Source organism: Streptomyces sp. NPDC006487 (genome assembly GCF_042870555.1).
In the GTDB taxonomy this organism is placed as follows: domain Bacteria; phylum Actinomycetota; class Actinomycetes; order Streptomycetales; family Streptomycetaceae; genus Streptomyces.
Window position 1 is genome coordinate 136,438 of sequence record NZ_JBIAHN010000010.1, and the last position, 18,243, is coordinate 154,680.

General features: G+C 71.8%; 13 protein-coding genes. 9 read left to right on the forward strand and 4 right to left on the reverse strand.

Features of this window, described 5'->3' with window-relative positions:
- Position 1 precedes the first annotated feature (1 nt).
- From pgsB to ACFYM0_RS18960, 3 genes are all read left to right on the forward strand, one after another.
- Entirely contained in the window at positions 2 to 1,735 is a 1,734-nt protein-coding gene (gene pgsB / locus ACFYM0_RS18950; protein WP_388502647.1) for a poly-gamma-glutamate synthase PgsB, read from the forward strand.
- The gene (locus ACFYM0_RS18955; protein ID WP_243335815.1) at positions 1,732 to 2,214 is read left to right on the forward strand and encodes a poly-gamma-glutamate biosynthesis protein PgsC/CapC; all 483 of its coding nucleotides are present in this window, start codon (positions 1,732 to 1,734) and stop codon (positions 2,212 to 2,214) included. The genes pgsB and ACFYM0_RS18955 overlap by 4 nt, the downstream gene beginning before the upstream one ends.
- A 67-nt stretch (positions 2,215 to 2,281) precedes the next feature.
- Positions 2,282 to 3,358: a C40 family peptidase gene (locus tag ACFYM0_RS18960; RefSeq protein WP_388502649.1), complete on the forward strand. Its 1,077-nt coding sequence runs from the start codon at positions 2,282 to 2,284 to the stop codon at positions 3,356 to 3,358.
- A 78-nt stretch (positions 3,359 to 3,436) separates the two neighbouring features.
- On the opposite strand, the gene ACFYM0_RS18965 is transcribed toward ACFYM0_RS18960, so the two are convergent.
- Both ACFYM0_RS18965 and ACFYM0_RS18970 read right to left on the reverse strand, forming a co-directional pair.
- Positions 3,437 to 4,018, reverse strand: a complete 582-nt coding sequence (locus ACFYM0_RS18965; RefSeq protein ID WP_388502651.1) for a Uma2 family endonuclease — start codon at positions 4,016 to 4,018, stop codon at positions 3,437 to 3,439.
- Between the two features lie 54 nt (positions 4,019 to 4,072).
- Positions 4,073 to 5,770: a PucR family transcriptional regulator gene (locus tag ACFYM0_RS18970; RefSeq protein WP_388502653.1), complete on the reverse strand. Its 1,698-nt coding sequence runs from the start codon at positions 5,768 to 5,770 to the stop codon at positions 4,073 to 4,075.
- 530 nt (positions 5,771 to 6,300) lie between these two features.
- Between ACFYM0_RS18970 and ACFYM0_RS18975 the strand changes: the two genes are divergently transcribed.
- Entirely contained in the window at positions 6,301 to 8,700 is a 2,400-nt protein-coding gene (locus tag ACFYM0_RS18975; RefSeq protein ID WP_388502656.1) for a xanthine dehydrogenase family protein molybdopterin-binding subunit, read from the forward strand.
- Positions 8,701 to 8,904: 204 nt separating this feature from the next.
- Positions 8,905 to 11,013 (forward strand): MMPL family transporter, encoded by a 2,109-nt coding sequence (locus tag ACFYM0_RS18980; RefSeq protein WP_388502659.1) that lies wholly within the window; start codon positions 8,905 to 8,907, stop codon positions 11,011 to 11,013.
- A gap of 66 nt (positions 11,014 to 11,079) precedes the next feature.
- Here ACFYM0_RS18980 and ACFYM0_RS18985 read toward each other — a convergent pair whose 3' ends face one another.
- Together ACFYM0_RS18985 and ACFYM0_RS18990 are read right to left on the reverse strand one after the other, a co-directional pair.
- A complete protein-coding gene (locus ACFYM0_RS18985) occupies positions 11,080 to 13,011 on the reverse strand; it encodes an FtsX-like permease family protein (protein WP_388502661.1) in 1,932 nt (643 codons plus the stop codon).
- A 124-nt stretch (positions 13,012 to 13,135) separates the two neighbouring features.
- Complete coding sequence (locus ACFYM0_RS18990) at positions 13,136 to 14,191, reverse strand: SMP-30/gluconolactonase/LRE family protein (RefSeq protein WP_388502663.1); 1,056 nt, start codon at positions 14,189 to 14,191, stop codon at positions 13,136 to 13,138.
- Positions 14,192 to 14,268: 77 nt separating this feature from the next.
- Here ACFYM0_RS18990 and ACFYM0_RS18995 point away from each other — a divergent pair, with 77 nt between their 5' ends.
- The 4 genes from ACFYM0_RS18995 to ACFYM0_RS19010 all read left to right on the forward strand — a co-directional run bounded on the left by ACFYM0_RS18995 (position 14,269) and on the right by ACFYM0_RS19010 (position 18,242).
- The gene (locus tag ACFYM0_RS18995) at positions 14,269 to 14,706 is read left to right on the forward strand and encodes a MarR family transcriptional regulator (protein WP_327254761.1); all 438 of its coding nucleotides are present in this window, start codon (positions 14,269 to 14,271) and stop codon (positions 14,704 to 14,706) included.
- Between the two features lie 194 nt (positions 14,707 to 14,900).
- A complete protein-coding gene (locus ACFYM0_RS19000) occupies positions 14,901 to 16,061 on the forward strand; it encodes an alpha/beta hydrolase (protein WP_388502665.1) in 1,161 nt (386 codons plus the stop codon).
- A gap of 199 nt (positions 16,062 to 16,260) precedes the next feature.
- Complete coding sequence (locus ACFYM0_RS19005; protein ID WP_388502666.1) at positions 16,261 to 17,439, forward strand: alpha/beta hydrolase; 1,179 nt, start codon at positions 16,261 to 16,263, stop codon at positions 17,437 to 17,439.
- Entirely contained in the window at positions 17,355 to 18,242 is an 888-nt protein-coding gene (locus ACFYM0_RS19010; protein ID WP_388502668.1) for a trypsin-like serine peptidase, read from the forward strand. The genes ACFYM0_RS19005 and ACFYM0_RS19010 overlap by 85 nt, the downstream gene beginning before the upstream one ends.
- Position 18,243 lies beyond the last annotated feature (1 nt).

An 18,243-nucleotide genomic window follows, 5' to 3' on the forward strand; every position in this document is an offset into this window, starting at 1 on the left:
CGTGCTCTTTCTCTTCAGCGTGTTGGTCGTCTGCTGCGTGGTGATGCTGATCGCCGGCATCATCGAGCAGCGGCGGCACTTCGCCAACCTGGCAGAAATACCCACCCGGGTGCTGGTCAACGGCATCCGCGGCAAGAGCTCCATCACCCGGCTCGTCGCGGGCGCGCTGCGCGGCGGCGATCTGGTCACGGTCGCCAAGACCACCGGCACCGCCGCCCGCTTCATCCACCCCGACGCCACCGAGGAGCCGGTCTACCGCAAGTTCGGCATCGCCAACGTCGTCGAGCAGATCGGCATCGTGCGCCGCGCCGCGGCCTACAAGCCCGACGCGCTGGTCATGGAGTGCATGGCCGTCATGCCGCCGCTCCAGGAGCTCAACCAGGCCAAGCTGATCCAGTCCACCATCGGCGTGCTGTGCAACGTGCGCGAGGACCACGTGGCCGAGATGGGCCCGACCCTCGACGACATCGGCCGTTCGCTGTCCCGCTCCATGCCGCACGGCGGCATCTGCGTCACCGCCGAGAAGGACCGCTTCCACGTCCTCCAGGAAGAGGCGGACGCGCGGAACTGCCGGCTCATCTACGCCGACCCCGAGATCGTCAGCGACGAGGAGCTGCGCGGCTTCAGCTGGTTCACCTTCAAGGAGAACGTGGCCATCGCGCTGGTCGTGGCCGATCTCCTCGGCATCGACCGGGAGACCGCGCTGCAGGGCATGTACGACGCCCCGCCGGACCCGGGTGTGCTCTCCGTCGAGCGTTACGTCGGCCCCGGCGACAAGCGGCTGCGGTTCGCCAACGTGTTCGCGGCCAACGACCCCGAGTCCACGCTGATGAACATCAACCAGCTGCTCGACCTCGGCGCGATCAACCGCCCGCTGAACGTGGTCATCAACTGCCGCCCCGACCGTGTCGAGCGCAACGGCCAGATGGGCCAGATCGTGCCCGACCTCAAGCCCGACAAGGTGTTCGTGATCGGGCACCCGTCGAAGAGCGCCATCGACGCGATCCCCGCCGACTGGCGCGGCCGTGCCGTCGACCTCGGCGGCGACGGCCGGGACGGCGAGGAGTTCATGAACGAGCTCTTCGACCACCTCGGCGCGGACTCCTCGCTCGTGGCCATCGGCAACATCCACGGCCAGGGCGAGATCCTGCTGGAGCACCTCGCCGAGCTGCCCTCCTTCGAGGAGGACGGCGACGCCCTGCCCACGCCGGGCGCGCCCACGCAGCACGTACGGCACGACCAGACCATGACGCTGTACGTCAAGCACCTCGACCCGTACGCGAACCTGCCCGCGGCCGAGGAAGCGCGCCGGATGCGCAACCCCCACATCCCGCAGCCGCGCGGCGAGGGCCAGCAGCACCCGAACCCGCAGTTCCCGCACTACCCGAACCAGCAGTTCCCGCAGCAGTTCCCGCAGCCGCGGCCCTACGCGCCCGCGTACGAGCAGTTCCCGCCCGCGGAGCAGCAGCAGTACCAGGCGGCGCAGCAGCAGCAGCATCAGCAGCAGCAGCGCCCGGAGCTGACGTCGGCGGCGTGGCCGCAGCTCCAGCAGCCGCAGCCGCTGGCCCTGCATCCGCAGCCGCTCCAGCAACAGCCGCAGCTCCCGCCGCCGCCCCGCCAGCACCAGAACCCGCAGCACCAGAACCCGCAGCACCAGAATCCTCAGCCCGAGAACCCGCAGCACCCGCAGCACCCTCGGCCCCCGCAGTGGTCTAACCCAGGAGAACCCCGTTGATCCCCGCCGTCCTCACCCCCGAGATCGCCGCGATCGGCATCGCCCTGGGTCTGCTGTTCTCCCTCGTCTGCTACCTGACGACCAACCTGTCTCCCGGCGGCATGATCACCCCGGGCTGGCTCGCCCTCACCCTCATCGAGGACCTCCAGCGCGCCGCGATCGTCCTCGGCGTCACCGTCCTGACGTACGCGCTCACGCTCGTCGCGCAGCGCTACGTGATCCTCTACGGCAAGCGGCTGTTCGCGACCGTCGTGCTCATCGGCGTGCTGCTCCAGGGGGGCGTCGTGATCCTGCTGCAGATGAAGTTCCCGCTGCTGTACGCGAACCAGACCCTCGGCTTCATCGTGCCCGGCCTGATCGCCTACCAGCTGGTCCGCCAGCCCAAGGGGGCCACCCTGCTGGCCACCGGCTCCGCGACGCTGATGACGTACGTCGTACTGACCGCCGGCATCCTGCTCGGCGTCATGCCGCACGCGTGACCCCGCCGCGGTCCGCCGCCCCAGCCCGTCCTTTCGCCCGCCCGACCGACCTCGCCCGGAGTAACCGATGACCGCCACGTCCAAGCGCCGCACACGTCCCGTCCTGCACGCGGCCACCGTGATCGCCCTGCTGGCCGGCAGCGTCTACTTCACCATCGAGCTGCGCAAGGAGGAGCAGGCCAAGGCGCCCGCCATCCAGTCGCTCGTCGACGCCCCCGTCGCCGGCAAGGGGGGCGGCGACGAAGGCGCGCAGAAGTGGGAACGGCTGAAGAACCCGGAGCGCTCCGTGCTGCGCGACGGCAAGGGCGGGATCCTCGCGACCTTCACCGACGGCGCCCGCACCGCCACGCTCACCGGCCCCAGCCGCACCTTCACCGAGCCGGCCACCACCAAGACCCGGGTGGTCACCGAGAACTGGGTGCGGCTGATGCCGGAGACCTGGCGCAGCGGTGCCGAGAAGGAGCAGTGGTTCCAGGAGTGGTTCAAGAAGTACCTGGGCAGCGAGGAGGACGACATCTTCGCCATGGCCTTCCAGTACGGAGACCAGGCCCCGGTCAAGAAGGACGCGGAGGGCGTCTCGTACGCCGGCGACGCGAACTTCGGCCCGATCAACCCCAACGGCTCGGTCGGCAACGACTACCGCCTGGAGGAGTCGGACTTCTACGACTACCTGGGGATCCCGTACACCTTCCGCAGCGGGACCACCGCGAAGCCCGAAGCGATGCGCGCCCGCTCGATGGACTGCTCCGGCTTCGTCCGGACCGTCTTCGGCTACCGGGCCCGCTTCCCGCTGATGGCCACCGACACCGCCGGTGACGGCCTGCCGCGCACCGCGAACGGCATGGCCCGTTCGAAGACCGGCGTGAACGTCATCCCGCTCAAGGGCGTCGGCGCCGAGAACCGGCCCACCTCCATCGACGTCCTGCAGCCGGGCGACATCCTGTTCTTCAAGCTGGACGGGCGCACCGGCGAGCGGCTGGACCACACGGGCATCTACCTCGGCACCGACACCGACGGCCACCAGATCTTCATATCCAGCCGCGAAGAGGCCAACGGACCGACCATCGGCGACAAGGGCGGCACCTCCCGCCTCGACGGCAACGGCTACTACGCGACGACCCTGCGGAGCGCGAAGCGGCTGTGACCGGGGGCTCGTAGCCAGGGCAACGGGAAGGGGCCGGACTCCGACGAGTCCGGCCCCTTCCGCATGCCCTGCCGGTATTCAGCCGCTCCGCGGCGGCGTGAGCGTGCCGAGGTCCAGGTTGATCTCGAAGGGCACGGGGCGCCGGAGGGTGTTGCGGAAGATGCCGGCGGGCGCGTAGGCCCCGGTGGGCTCGTCGAGCTCGTAGACGTGGACGACGGGTGCCCCGTCCTCGTCCTCGATGCACCAGTAGTGCCGGATACCGGCCTCGGCGTATTTGCGCAGCTTTACGGTGCGGTCGCGGTGGGCGGATTCGGGGGAGACGACCTCGACGACGAGCTTCACGTCTTCCGGGGCGTACCAGGTGCGGTCGGGGTCATAGGGCAGGTCCGTCAGCAGGAGGTCCGGCTCGGGACGGTTGCGGGCATCAAGGCGGATCGTCATCTCCCGCTCGACCTCGCAACCGGCGGGTACCTGTGCCGTCAGCGTGGTGGTCAGCGCGGTGACAAGGCGGCCATGCCAGGACCGCTGCGGCGACATCATGAAGACGAGGGCTCCATCGATCAGCTCGGTGTGGCGGGGCGCCTCGGGGAGACGGTCGAGGTCCTCCGCGAACCAGCCTTCCGGGCGCGGAGGGCGCATCCAGTCGGGCAGTGCGGTCATGAGCCAACCATAGCGATTGCGGCCGTTCAGGGGAGCTGTGCCGGTGATCCCCGGTCAGCCGGATTTCAGGGCCGCCAGGAAGTCCAGCCGGGTTTCCAGGCGGGACAGGTCGCGGTGCGTGAGGTGTTCGATGCGGGCGATGCGCTGGCGCAGGGAGTTCACGTGGAGGTGGAGGCGGGCGGCGCAGGCGGTCCAGGAGGCGTCGCAGTCGAGGAAGGTCTCCAGGGTGGTCAGGAGCTCGGTGCGGTGGCGGGCGTCGTGATCGCGCAGAGGGCCCAGGAGACGGGTGGCGAAGGCGCGGCGGGCTTCGGCCGGGATGAGGGGGAGCAAGGACAGGATGTGCGAGGTGAGGTCTTCCGGGCCGCGGACCGTCACCTGCCCGGGGGCGGCGCGGGCGATCCGCAGGGCGTTGTGGGCCTGCTCCAGTGACCGGCGGGCGTTGCCCGGCTCGGCCACCGGGGAGCTGACGCCGATCGAGACGCCGTCCGCCGGGCCGAGCCAGCGGACGAGCGCCGCGGAGAGCCTGCGCTCGAGGGCAGCGTGGTCGAGGGCCGGGTCGGGGTGTGCGTCCGAGGGCTCGGGGACCAGGACGAGGAGTACGGCCCGGTCGCCGTCGACGGTGGCGGCGATGTCCTCCGTGGAGACCGGAACCGGGCCGTCCTCCTGGATCAGGGCCTCCTCCAGGAGGACGCGCAGGGCCGCGGCGGGGACGGGGCGGCCCGCGTGCCACTCGCCGCCCGCGACCACGAACTGGCACCGCGGCCAGTGGCCGACTCCGCTGACCACGGCCTGCGCGGTGCTGCGCAGCCGGATGGGGATCTCCTCGGCCGGGACGTCGCTGTGCAGCAGGGCGAGGGAGCGGTCGGCCAGGTCGTTGCGCGCCGTCTTGGCCTGTTCGTGGGCGGCGCGGGCGTCGGCGACCAGTTCGACGGTGCGGTCGAGGAGTTCCCGGTCGGGGGCCGGCCAGAGCGAGGTGTCGGCCTCCAGGACGAGGAGCCAGTCGCCCAGCTCGGCGGCGTGGGGAGCGGATCCCGATGGCGGCACGGGCGCGGGTACCGGTACGAGGGAGTACGGGCGGGCGCCGAGCGTGACGGGGTGGGGGGCCGTCCCGCGTGCACGGCGGGCGGCGAGGTGGCGGGCGGCCAGTGCCGCCGCCGTCTTGGCGCGCAGGGGCGGCCGGGGTCCGGAGACCTGGCGTCCGGTCGCGGACAGGACGCGCACGTCGACGCCGAGGGTGTGCCGCAGCAGCTCCAGTACGGAGTCCGGGGCGGCCCGGTCGGCGAGGAGCCGCCGGTGGCGCTCGACCAGGGCGGCGAGGCCGGCGATGCCGGCGGGGCTGCCGGGGTCCCGGCGGTGCAGCCGGCGCAGGACGTACTCGGTGACCGCGGCGAACGAGGTCTCCGGCCGTACGGCGATCAGCGGGAGTCCGTGGCGCCGGCAGGCACGCACGAGGTCGTGCGGGACGAGCCCGTGTTCGACCTCGCCGGCCGCGAGGGCCGTGACGCCCGCCCGGTGCAGGACGCGTACGAACGACTCGGCGTCCCCGTCCTCCCGCCACCAGGCGAGCCCCGTGAGGACGAGCTCTCCGCCGGTGAGGAAGCGGCCGGGGTCGGCCAGGTCATTGGTCGCGACGGCGGAAATGGTGCGGTCGAGGGAGGGGGTGCCGGGCGGGGCGTCGGTCTCGTCGGTGGCATGGCCCACGAGCAGGAGCAGCCCGAGCTCGGTGGCGTCCAGGAGTTCACGTAGCCGCATGATCGCTACTTTCGCACGGAGCGGGGTGTGCGGGAGAGGAATCGGCGCAGCTCACAGCGGTGCAGCCGTGCGAAAGCACGCTCGTCCACAGCCGTTGGAGAAGCCGGTTCTGAGCGATCGGTGACTGCCTCGCCCCGTGGGGTGCGGGATCTACTTCTGCGCATGCGGCCGACGCCGACTTCTGGCCACATGCGAATGGAATGAGGAGGGCCGCTCATGGAATTTCTCCGCCCCGCCGACTGGGGGAGGCGCTCGCCGCGAAGGCCGGCCACCCCGCGGGCCGTGCCGATCGCGGGTGGGACGGACGTGATGGTCGAAGGACCGGCCGCCCGCGCCGGGCAGCGTGTCGCGCACGGGGGTCGCGACACCGGCACGGGCGCGGGCGAGACAGAGACCCAGAGCGAGCCCCAGAGCGGGAGCCGGAGCAGAGGCGTGGGCGGCGAACTCGCCACCGTCCAGCAGACGTTCACCGACGGCCGCCCCGTCCGGTGCGGCTTCACACGTAGGACTCCAGGAAGGACGGTCTGATCATGGCTGGCATCACCACCGGCATTCCCACCGAGGTCACCCAGGGAACCCAGGGCACCCGCACCAAGGGCGGCATCGGAGAGTCGACGCTGCGCCCGGACGGCACCCTGAAGGTGACCGGCGAGTTCGCGTACTCCTCGGACATGTGGCACGAGGACATGCTGTGGGGCCAGGCCCTGCGGTCCACGCTCGCGCACGCCGAGATCCTGTCCATCGACGTCTCCGAGGCCCTGACCCTGCCCGGCGTGCACGCGGTCATGACCTACGAGGACCTGCCGACCCCGGTGAAGTACTACGGGATGGAGTTCCAGGACACTCCGGTCCTGGCGCACGGCAAGGTCCGCCACCACGGAGAGCCGGTCGCCCTGGTGGCCGCCGACCACCCGGAGACCGCCCGCCGCGCCGCCGCGAAGATCAAGATCGAGTACCGGGAGCTGCCGCTCGTCACGGACGAGGCCTCGGCCACCGCGCCCGGTGCCGTACTCGTCCACGAGAACCGGGACGACCACCACTCCGGCCACGTCCCGCACCCGAACATCGTGCACCGCCAGCCCATCCTCCGCGGAGACGCGGCGGCGGCCCGGGAGCGCGCCGACGTCATCGTCACCGGCGAGTACACCTTCGGAATGCAGGACCAGGCCTTCCTCGGACCCGAGTCCGGACTGGCCGTGCCCTGCGAGGACGGGGGAGTCGACCTGTACGTGGCCACCCAGTGGCTGCACTCGGACCTCAAACAGATCGCCCCGGTCCTCGGCCTGCCCGAGGAGAAGGTCCGCATGACGATGGCCGGTGTCGGCGGCGCCTTCGGCGGCCGCGAGGACATCTCGATGCAGATCACCGCCAGTGTGCTCGCGCTGCGCACGGGCAAGCCGGTGAAGATGGTCTACAACCGCTTCGAGTCCTTCTTCGGGCACGTCCACCGCCACCCGGCGAAGCTGTACTACGAGCACGGCGCCACCCGCGACGGCAAGCTCACGCACATGAAGTGCAAGATCGTGCTCGACGGCGGGGCCTACGCCTCGTCCACGGCCTCGGTCGTCGGGAACGCGGCCTCCCTCTCGGTCGGTCCGTACGTCATCGACGACGTGGACATCGAGGCGGTCGGCCTCTACACGAACAACCCGCCGTGCGGCGCGATGCGCGGTTTCGGCGCCGTCCAGGCCTGCTTCGCGTACGAGGCCCAGATGGACAAGCTCGCGGCGAAACTGGGCATGGACCCGGTGGAGTTCCGCCGGCTCAACGCCATGGAGCAGGGCACGGTCATGCCCACCGGCCAGGTCGTGGAGGGCCCGGCCCCGGTCGCCGAACTGCTGCGCCGGGTCAAGGCGCGTCCGCTGCCGCCCGAGCGCCAGTGGGAGAGCACCGAGGGCGCGGCCGACGTGCGCGCGCTGCCGGGCGGTCTGTCGAACACCACGCACGGCGAAGGGGTCGTCCGGGGCGTCGGCTACGCCGTCGGCATCAAGAACGTCGGCTTCTCCGAGGGCTTCGACGACTACTCCACGGCCAAGGTGCGCCTGGAGGTCATCAACGGCGAGGCCGTCGCCCTGATCCACACGGCCATGGCGGAGGTCGGCCAGGGCGGCATCACCATCCACGCACAGATCGCCCGCACCGAACTCGGCGTCCAGCAGGTCACCATCCATCCCGCCGACACCCAGGTGGGCTCGGCCGGTTCGACTTCGGCGGGCCGCCAGACGTACATGACCGGCGGATCCATCAAGAACTCCTGCGGGCTCGTCCGGGAGGAGGTCCTGGAGCTGGGCCGGCGCAAGTTCGGCGCCGAGCACGCGGGATGGGCCGGCGCCGGACTCCTCCTGGAGGACGGGAAGGTGATCAGCGGCGGGGGAGAGGTGCTCGCCGCCCTCGTGGACGTCCTGGAGGACGAGGTCGTGGAGATCGAGGCGGAGTGGCGCCACCGGCCCACCGAAGCCTTCGACCTGCGGACCGGTCAGGGCAACGGTCACGTCCAGTACTCCTTCGCCGCGCACCGCGCGGTCGTGGAGGTGGACACCGAGCTCGGACTCGTCAAGGTCGTGGAGCTGGCCACCGCCCAGGACGTGGGCAAGGCCCTCAACCCGCTGTCCGTGGTCGGCCAGATCCAGGGCGGCACCGTCCAGGGCCTGGGCGTCGCGATCATGGAGGAGATCATCGTGGACCCGATGACCGCGAAGGTGAAGAACCCCTCCTTCACGGACTACCTGCTCCCCACCATCCTGGACACGCCGACGCTCCCGGTCGACTACCTCGAGCTGGGCGACCCGCACTCCCCGTACGGGGTACGGGGCATCGGCGAGGCCCCGACCCTGTCGTCCACCCCGGCCGTCCTCGCGGCGATCCGCGCCGCGACCGGGCTGGAGCTGAACAAGACGCCGGTGCGCCCGGAGCACCTGACCGGGTCCTGACCGGTCGCTGAGCCCGGATGTCACCCTGATGACGCCGGGGCGTCACCGGCCGCCGGAAGCGTGCGCGGGGGAGGGGGGTCCGGGCCTCCCTCCCTCCACTCTGGCCACCCCAACGTGCCCTAGTCTCTTGACCGTTAACGACTTGGGGGCAAGGCCGCACTCCTCGTCCTCGCGTCGTTCCGCAACGAAGACCGGGGGAAGAACATGATGCGGAAGATAGCGGCCCTGCCCAGTGGGAGACTGGGCAAATGGGTCGTCATCGCGGTGTGGGCGGCCCTGCTGGTGCCGGCCCTCATGCTCGCCGGAAAGCTCGGTGACGTCGAAGAGAACGACAGTTCGGCCTGGCTGCCCGGCAATGCGGAGTCGACCGCCGTCGTGGAGCGGGCCGGGAAGTTCATGCCCGCGGACACCCTGCCCGCCGTCGTGGTCTACGACCGGTCCGCCGGGGTCACCGACGCCGACATGGCCAAGGCCAAGGCCGACGCCGAGGCCTTCAAGGGCATCGAGAACGTCGTCGGGCAGGCGCAGGGCCCGGTGAAGTCCGACGACGGCAAGGCCATCCAGACGGTGGTCCAGGTCAAGACGGACCAGTCGGGCTGGGAGGGGATCGGCGCGGTCGTCGACGCGATGACCGAGGTCGGCAAGGAGAACGCCGGCGGTCTCGGCTTCCACGTCGCAGGCCCGTCCGGTTACGCGGCCGACTCGATCAAGGCCTTCAGCGGGGGTGGGGCCCTGACGACGATCACCGCGCTCGTGGTGGTCGCGATCCTGCTGCTGACGTACCGGAGCCCGCTGCTGCCGCTCCTGCCGCTGCTGACCGTGGGCGTCGCCCTGGTCACCTCGGAGGCGGTGATCTACGTACTGGCGAAGAACGCCGGCCTGGTCGTCAACAAGCAGACCAGCTTCATCCTGACCGTCCTGGTCTTCGGTGCCGCCACCGACTACGCGCTCCTGCTCATCTCCCGTTACCGGGAAGAGCTGTTGAAGCACGAGGACCGGCACGACGCGATGGCGGAGGCCCTGTACCGCTCCAGCCCCGCGATCATGGCCAGCGCCGCGACCGTCGCGGTCAGCCTGATGCTGCTGATGCTGGCCACCCTCAACTCCACCCAGGGACTCGGCCCGGCCTGCGCCGTCGGTGTCCTCGTCGGACTGCTCGCCATGGTCACCCTGATGCCGGCCCTGCTCGTGGCCTGCGGCCGCTGGATCTTCTGGCCGGTGAAGCCCGCCTACGGAGCGCCCGCCACCGCCGAGAACGGAATCTGGGCCCGGGTCGGCACCGCCGTCTCCGGCCGGCCGCGGCTGGTGTGGATCGGCACCGCGCTCGCGCTCGCCGTCATGGCGCTGGGCGTACTCGGCCTCAAGGCCGACGGGCTCGCCAACAAGGACCAGTTCACCCACACCCCGCAGATGGCCGTCGGCGAGCAGATCCGGTCGGAGCACTTCCCGGCCGGCTCCGGCGACCCCATCTACGTCGTCGGCAACGCCGTCTCGGCGCAAGAGGTACGGACCGCACTGCTCGCCGTCCCCGGCATCGCGGCCGTCTCGCCCCCGACCGTCAGGGACGGCGAGGCCATCCTGCTCGGCGAGCTGAAGGACGACCCCAGCAGTACGGCCGCGATGACCACCGTAGAGAAGGCCAGGACCGCGGTCCACGCGATCGAGGGCGCCGATGCCCAGGTCGGCGGCAGCTCGGCGGTCATGCTCGACACGCAGACGGCCGCCGCCCGCGACTCCAAGGTGATCATCCCGATCGTCCTGGTCGTGGTGCTGCTGATCCTCATGCTGCTGCTGCGCTCGGTCGTCGCGCCGCTGCTGCTCATGGGCACGGTGGTGCTGTCCTTCGGCGCCGCCCTCGGCGTGAGCAGTCTCGTGTTCGACCACGTCTTCGGCTTCGCGGGCGCGGAAGCCTCCTTCCCGCTCCTGACGTTCGTCTTCCTCGTCGCGCTGGGCATCGACTACAACATCTTCCTGGTCACCCGGGTGCGCGAGGTGTCGATGGAGCAGGGCACCCGGCGCGGCGCGCTGCTGGGCCTGTCCACCACCGGTGGTGTGATCACCTCGGCCGGTCTGGTGCTGGCCGGAACCTTCGGGGCGATGGCCTCGCTGCCGCTGGTGTTCGCGGCCGAGCTGGGCTTCGCGGTGGCGTTCGGCGTCCTGCTGGACACCATGATCGTCCGCTCGGTCCTCGTCACGGCGCTGACCCTGGACGTCGGCCGGTGGATGTGGTGGCCGAGCAAGCTGTTCCTGCGCGAGGACGACCCCGAGCCCCGGGTCGAGACCCCCGACCTGCAGCCCGTCGGCGGTAAGTGAGACCTCGCACGCACACGCGCGAAGGGCCTCCCGGCTCCGGCCGGGAGGCCCTTCGCGGTGAGTGCTTCAGCCCGAGGTCAACCCGGCGGCGATGGCGGGCACTTCCCCCGACCGCGTCCCGCGCCGCCCCGCCCTGCGCCGCCCCGTCCTGTCGCGCAGGACGCGGGACGCCGGCAGCAGCGTGCACAGGACCGAGAGCGCGGCGCAGACACCGGCCACCGCGCCCATCGGGAGCCAGGGGACGACCACCGGCGAGTCGACCCCGAGGACCGCGAGGGCGGCGCGCATGCCCGTCAGGTTGACCGCGGTGACCGCCGTCCCCAGGAGGGCGCCGACCGCGGCCGCCAGCAGGGATTCGGCCGTGGTCACGGCGAGTACCTGGCCGCGGGTGGCCCCGGCCAGCCGGAGCAGGCGCAGGTCGCCGCCCCGGTCGGAGGTGGCCATCAGCAGGGTGTTGGCCAGCGCGATCGCCGTGTAGACCAGGGCGATGCCCAGGACCAGGACGTAACCGAGCGCCGTGAAGCGGTTCGTGCGCGGGTGCGTCGCCGTCAGCCACTCCTCCTTGGTGTGGGCCGTGGCCCCGTAACGGGCCGCCGTCTCGCGGACCGCCGCGGCCGCTGACGCGGGGGCCCTGACCTCGATGCGGGAGACCTTCGCGCCGGGCGCGTTGCGCGGGGTGACGTAGGCCCCGTTGTCGCCGGTGCCCGTCCGCATCACGGCGACGATGCGCAGCCGGGCCGCGGTGCCGTCGGCCAGCCACAGCGGTACCGAGTCCCCGACCCGGTGCTGCCACCACTCCTGCGTGACGATGATGCCGCCGTCGTCCAGGTCGGCGACCGAGCCGGCAACCACCGGTAGCCGGGAGACCTCCGCCAGCGCCGCCGGGTCGACCGCGAAGGCCTCCGTCGGCACCTTCACGAACCCCTCCTCCAGCACCGTCAGCCGGGTGTCGGCCACCGAGAGGGCGCTCGCCTCCGGGACACCGGCGAACCCCCGGGCCGCCGCCCGGTCCGGCAGCCGCCCGCCGGTCAGTACGTAGTCCGCGCCGGTCCGGGCCCGGGCCTCCACCGCCTTGGCTTCCTTCAGGGTCCAGGCCGAGCCCAGCAGCGATCCGGTCAGCGCGACCATCACCAGCACCGGCGCCGCCACCGCGGCCGTCCGGCGGACCCCGGCGGAGGCGTTCGCCCGCACCAGCCGGCCGGCGTAGGACGTCAGCCGGACCGGCACCCACATCAGCAGCCGTACGACGGGCCGTACCAGCACCGGAGCCAGCAGTCCGCACGCGGAGATCAGCAGCATCGGCTGCCAGGTGTACGTCTTGCGCTTGAGCAGCGAGCCCGGATCCGACCCGAGCCGCCACCCCACGAAGGCGACCGCGCAGAGCAGCAGGCCGCCCCCGGCCACCCAGCGCCCCGGGGTCATGGGCCGCCCGTCGGTCACGGCCTCGCGCAGCGCCTCCAGCGGACCGACCCGGCCCGCCCGCCGGGAAGCGGCGTACGCCCCCGACAGCGCGACGAGCAGTCCCGTCCAGAACGCCGTGTGCAGCGGCCAGGTCTGGTCCCCGATCGCGTACCCGGCGGGCGCCAGCCCCTGCGCCACCGTCCAGCGGGCCATCAGCGGGGCACCCTCCCGGCCCAGGGCGACCCCGGCCGCGGATCCGGCCAGCCCGACGGCCGCCGCCTCCGTCAGCACGAGGCGCCGCAGCTGCCCGGGCGTCGACCCGGCCAGCCGCAGCAGCCCCAGCTCGCGCCGCCGCGCGGCCACGGCGTACGAGAAGGTCGACGCCACGACGAACGCCGCCACGAACGAGCTCACCCCGCCCGCGGTACCCAGCATCGAGTTGAGGCCCACCACCCCGGCCCCCGCGGGCAGCGCCGCCGAAGCGGCCAGCCCCAGCCCCATGACCGTCATCAGCGCGACCCCCAGGGCCACCGCCACGAACGTCCCCACCTGTGTCATCCAGCGCCGCCGCAGCGACCTCAACGCGATCCTCAGCATGGTTCCCAGCCAACCGGCCGCGCGGCCCCCGGTCAGCGGGGCAGGGGCGAGCTTCGGGGGTATGGCCAGCCCTACCTCCGACGGGACCCTCCGACGGGACCCTCCGGCGGGACCCGCCCGCGGGTCAGAACCCGCGGACCGAGGCGACCGTGAAGGCGGTCGGCGCGCCGGTGGACGGCAGCACCCCGCCGTCCTTGTCGAACTGGGACCGCACCACGAGCGTCCGCCCCGGGACCCGGACCAGCGTGGTCGGGATCTGGAGCGAGGGGTCCGTGACGGTGCGGACCAGGCGGGCCCGGGTGCCGTCGGCCGAAACCTGCCAGCGGCTCAGGGTGTTCCGCGTGTTCTGGGCCGCGCGCAGGACGCCGCCGGGCGCGAGGTCGAGGCCGTCGGCCGTCTTCAGGTCCCCGCCGGTCAGCGCCACGCGGGAGACCGCGCCGGAGACCGGGTCGATGCGGTACAGATCGCCGGCCGTCATGTCGACGGTGAGCAGGAACCGCCCGGCCGGGTCCGCGGTGATGCCGTTGAGGCTGAAGCTGCCCGCCGGGGACGGGGTGAGCCGCCCGCTCAGGTCGTACGCGGCCCGCAGCGGGCCGGAGCCGGCGGCGAGTTGCTCCGGGGTGACCCGGTAGACCACCGCGCGGACGCTGTCGGTGAGGTAGGCGGTGCCGTCCGGGGTGACGGCCAGGTCGTTGAGGAAGCGCGGTGCGCTCCCGGGTATCTCGAAGTGGGCCGTACGGGCCCCCGAGCGGGTGTCGTAGACGGAGACGCCGGAGGTGGAGTCGGTCACCCAGAGCCGGCCGTGGCCGTCGACCCGCAGTCCGTTCGCGGTGTGGCGGCCGTCGGTGCCGGCGGGCAGGAAGACCTCCGCCGCGCGCCCGCCGGAGCGGGCCCGGTAGACGGTGCCGTCCTTGTAGGAGCCGACGTAGACCGTGCCGGTGCGGGGGTCGGCGGCTATGCCCTCCGGGAAGACCTGCGTGCCGGGGAGGGTGAAGGCCGTGGAGATGCCCGTCCGGGCCCCCTGGCGATCGGGGCCGTCGGCGGCCGTGGCGCCGGCGGCCGTGACGCCGGCGGCCGTGACGCCGGAGGCCGTGGCGGCGGGGGCCGCGCCGAGGGTGAGGGCGGCGGTCAGGGTGAGCAGGGCGGCGGGCAGGAACTTCTTCGTCGAGCTCTTCGTCATCGGACGTCCTCTTCTCTCTATGTGGGCACGAATCTAAGTTAGGGCTCTAATGCATGCAAGGGCTTTATGATGCGGGGATGACTTCCATGCCCGCCGAGGAGCGCATCGGCTCCCACATCAAGCGCGCCGAGCAGGCGCTCCTCGGGGCCAAGAACACGGCGGTGAAGCCGGCCGCAGTAACGGTTCCGCAGTACGCCGCCCTGCTCTGGCTCGCCGAGAAGCCCGGGATCTCCGCCGCCTCGCTCGCCCGCCTGTGCGGGGTGACGCCGCCGACCATGAACACCGTGCTGAAGAACCTCTCGGAGCGCGGCCTCATCGAGCGGACCCCGCACGAACTGCACCGCAACGTCCTGGAGACCCGGCTCACCGAGGAGGGGCGCTCCGTGATGGAGCTGGCCGACGCGGGGGCGGTGGCGGTGGAGCGGGCGCTCGCCGCCGAGTTGAGCGGCGAGGAGCGGAAGCTGCTGATCGAACTGCTCGGGCGGTGCGCGGGGGTCCTCGACGCGCTGAAGTGAGGTGCCCGGAATCCGGATCGTGATTTTGCGCTGATTTGGAACTTTCCGGGGGATTCACACATCAGGACTAGGGGGATCCCAGTCCCTTCTGTCCCACCGGGGGGCAGTCATGACCGTTCGGAGCGAAGTTCGTGCACCAGGACCCGCAGCGCCCGCGGCCCGATGACCAGCCGTACCAGCCCCACCAGCAGGGATTGTCACACCAACCCGATGGCGCGCCCGCCTACGGCAGCGAGGCGTACGTCCCCCCGCACATACCCGAGCCCCCGCGCCGCTCCCGCCGCGCCCGCTCCCGCCGCGTGCCGTGGATCGGCGCGGCCATGGCCTTCGTGCTCCTCCTCGGAGGCGGTGGCTTCGCGGCCTGGAAGCTGGACTGGTTCTCCGGCAACGGCTCCTCGGTGAGCTTCGGCACGACCCCGCCCTCCGCTGACACCGGTGCGGCGCAGGGCGGCCCGGGCGAGGCCCCCGCGAGCCCGCCCACGCCGACCGGCGACCCGGACGTACGGCAGGCGACCGGGCCGGCCTCCGCGTTCAAGCAGACCGCCAAGCTCGACGACGGCACGGTCATCGCGAAGACCCGCCTCAAGGGCGCCAAGTCCGGCTTCGAGGGCGACGTCTGGGTGTGGACGCCGAAGGAGTACGGCGACCCGAAGTACGCCAAGAGCGGCTTCCCGGTGCTCATCGCCCTCCCCGGCGGAAACGGCTTCCCCGACAACTACTGGGCCGACCGCAGCCTCGGCCTCCAGAAGGCCATCGGCGAGGGCGTCAAGGCCGGCACCAGCCTGCCGTTCATCGTGATCATGCCGGTGCTCAACCCGGACCCGAAGTACTACTACGACGGCTCCGACATCCCCGGGCGGCCCAAGATGGGCACCTGGATCGCCGAGGACGTCCCGGACTTCACCCGCGCCAACTTCCGTACGTACAAGTCCCGCGACGGCTGGGCCTTCATGGGCTCCTCCTCCGGCGCCTTCGTCGGCATGAAGCAGGTCCTCCAGCACCCGGACAAGTTCAAGGCCGTGATCGCCAGCGGCGGCGAGATCGTCCCCGACTCCCCGTTCTGGAAGGGCCACCAGGCGGAGATGGACGCGAACAACCCCGAGAAGCTCGCTCAGAAGCTGATCGACGCGGGCGGCCCCGAGGTCTACATCAACTTCCAGATCGGGACCAAGGAGAGCGGCAAGGAACGCATGACGCAGTTCCGGCAGAAGTACGCCAAGGGCCCGGTCAAGATGACCATCCGCGACATCCAGAACGGCGAGCACAACGGCTGGCACTACGTGCGCGGCATGAAGGAAGGCTCGCTGGAGTGGGTCAGCAAGGTGCTCAAGGGGCCGAAGCCCGACGCGGGCTGACAGCGAGCGGACGCACCCGCGCGGGGGAGCGGCGCCCGCGCGCACCGCGCGCGGCGCGCGTCCCCCACGTGGCCCTCGCCACGTCCACCCGTCCCAGGCAACCCATCCGGTCGTTCATACCTCTGTTATGGATGTAAGGGGGACCAAACGGTCCAACCCGCGCTCCCAGGGGGCGCCGGAGAAGGAACGGGAACGATCCGTGCACCAAGACCTGCAGGGTGAAGCCGCCGCCACGACCGAGAGCGCAGGTCCGGCGGCCGAGGGCGGCGCCGCGACCGGGGACCACGGCGCCGCGACCGGGGGCCGCCGCCCCACGCGCCGGCTGCGCCTGATCCTGATCGGCGGGGGCCTCGGGCTCACCCTCCTGGCGGGCGGCGGGGCGGCCGCGTACCACTACAACCTCTTCTCGGACATAGGCGATCCCGTCTCCTTCGGAAAGCCCCGGCCCGCGGCCTCCGCCGCCTCGCACGCCGAGCCCGGCGTGCTCATGCCGACCGGGCCGAAGGCCTCGTTCGTCCGGACCTCCCGGCTGCCGGACGGCACCCAGATCGCCAAGACCACCCTGACGGGCAAGAAGTCCGGGTTCAAGGGCGACGTGTGGGTGTGGGTGCCGAAGCAGTACGACGACCCGGCGTACGCCGACAGCGCCTTCCCGGTCCTGATCTCCCTGCCCGGCGGCCGCGGCTACCCCACGAACTACTGGGGGACGGGCCCCGGCCTCGGCCTCCAGCAGGCCGTGAGCGACGGGGCGAAGTCCGGCAAGAGCCTGCCCTTCATCCTGATCATGCCGGTGATCAACGCCGACACCAAGCACCACTTCGACGGCTCCGACATCCCCGGGCAGCCCAAGATGGGCACCTGGATGGCCGAGGACGTCCCGGATTTCGCGAAGGCCAATTTCCGGACCTTCACCTCCCGCGACGGCTGGGCCTTCATGGGCTCCTCGTCGGGCGGTTTCGGAGCCCTCAAGCACGTCCTGAAGTACCCCGACCGCTTCAAGGCGGCCATCGCGAGCGGGGTGGACACCGCCCCCGATTCCCCGCTGTGGCAGGGAAACGCGCAGGCCATGGACGAGAACAACCCCGAGAAGCTCGCCGCGAAACTGATCGCGGCGGGCGGTCCCGAGGTCTACGTCAACTTCCAGATCGGCACCAGGGAAACCGGCCGGGAGAAGGCCGAGCGGTTCATCAGGGACCACGGCAAGGGTCCCGTGCACACCAAGCTGCAGGTGATCCAGGATGGTGAGCACAACGGCAAGTCGTACGTACGCGGGATGAGGGAGGGTGCGCTGGAGTGGATCAGCAAGGTGATGTCCGCACCCACCCCGAAGCCCCGGCCGGCCCCGAGCGGCGGCGCGAGCGGCGCCGCCTCGCGGTGAGCCCCGGCATCAAGGGGATCGGGATCGCCTCGGCCGCCCTCGCGGGGGTCGCCGCGCTGCTCGCCGTGGTGTTCGTCGACTCCGGCGGCTACGAGGACCGCGCGGCGCTCCCCTTCCCCACCGTCGGAGTCCTCATGGCGGGCGGCGAGCACTGGTGCACGGCCAGCGTCGTCGACAGCCCGCTGGGCAATGTCGTCGCCACCGCCGCGCACTGCGTGGCCCCCGCCGGCGAGGACGGCCGGCCGGGCGAGGCCGCGCACGACGGGCTGGCCATCGGCGAGCTCTCCTTCGCCCCCGCCTTCTCCGGCGAGGGCTCCGGGCAGCGGCCCCTCGGGCTGTGGAAGGTGCGCTCCGTCCAGGTCGACGAGCGCTGGAGCAAGTGGGGCGAGGACACCGCCGACTTCGCCTTCCTCAGCGTCGAACCGGATGCGGAGGGGCGCAGCCTGCAGGAGGTCGTCGGCCGCGGGGAGGCCCCGAAGCCCGTCTGGACCTCCGGCTACGAGCGGGACGTGACCGTCGTCGGCTATCCGGAGTCCGAGCACAACCCCGAGAACAAGCCCGTCGCCTGTACGACGCAGAGCCGGCACGACGAGGACGACCCCGACATGCTCTACATCAACTGCGCGGGGTTCTGGACGGGGACGAGCGGCAGCCCGTGGATCGCCGACCGCGGCGGGCCGGGGCGGCCGGGGCAGCTCATCGGGGTGCTGAGCGGCGGGGACACCGACGTGGACTCCACGGCCGCGCTGTTCGACGACCGGGCGAAGGCCCTCTACGAGCGGGCGGCGAAGGCCGCGGACTGAG

Excerpts from the sequence above, each read along its gene's own strand:
- ACFYM0_RS18960 (WP_388502649.1), top strand. The coding sequence starts at position 2,282 with ATGACCGCCACGTCCAAGCGCCGCACACGTCCCGTCCTGCACGCGGCC.
- ACFYM0_RS18990 (WP_388502663.1), bottom strand. The coding sequence starts at position 14,191 with ATGACGAAGAGCTCGACGAAGAAGTTCCTGCCCGCCGCCCTGCTCACC.
- ACFYM0_RS18975 (WP_388502656.1), top strand. The coding sequence starts at position 6,301 with ATGGCTGGCATCACCACCGGCATTCCCACCGAGGTCACCCAGGGAACC.
- ACFYM0_RS18995 (WP_327254761.1), top strand. The coding sequence starts at position 14,269 with ATGACTTCCATGCCCGCCGAGGAGCGCATCGGCTCCCACATCAAGCGC.
- ACFYM0_RS18980 (WP_388502659.1), top strand. The coding sequence starts at position 8,905 with ATGATGCGGAAGATAGCGGCCCTGCCCAGTGGGAGACTGGGCAAATGG.
- ACFYM0_RS18985 (WP_388502661.1), bottom strand. The coding sequence starts at position 13,011 with ATGCTGAGGATCGCGTTGAGGTCGCTGCGGCGGCGCTGGATGACACAG.
- ACFYM0_RS18970 (WP_388502653.1), bottom strand. The coding sequence starts at position 5,770 with ATGCGGCTACGTGAACTCCTGGACGCCACCGAGCTCGGGCTGCTCCTG.
- ACFYM0_RS18965 (WP_388502651.1), bottom strand. The coding sequence starts at position 4,018 with ATGACCGCACTGCCCGACTGGATGCGCCCTCCGCGCCCGGAAGGCTGG.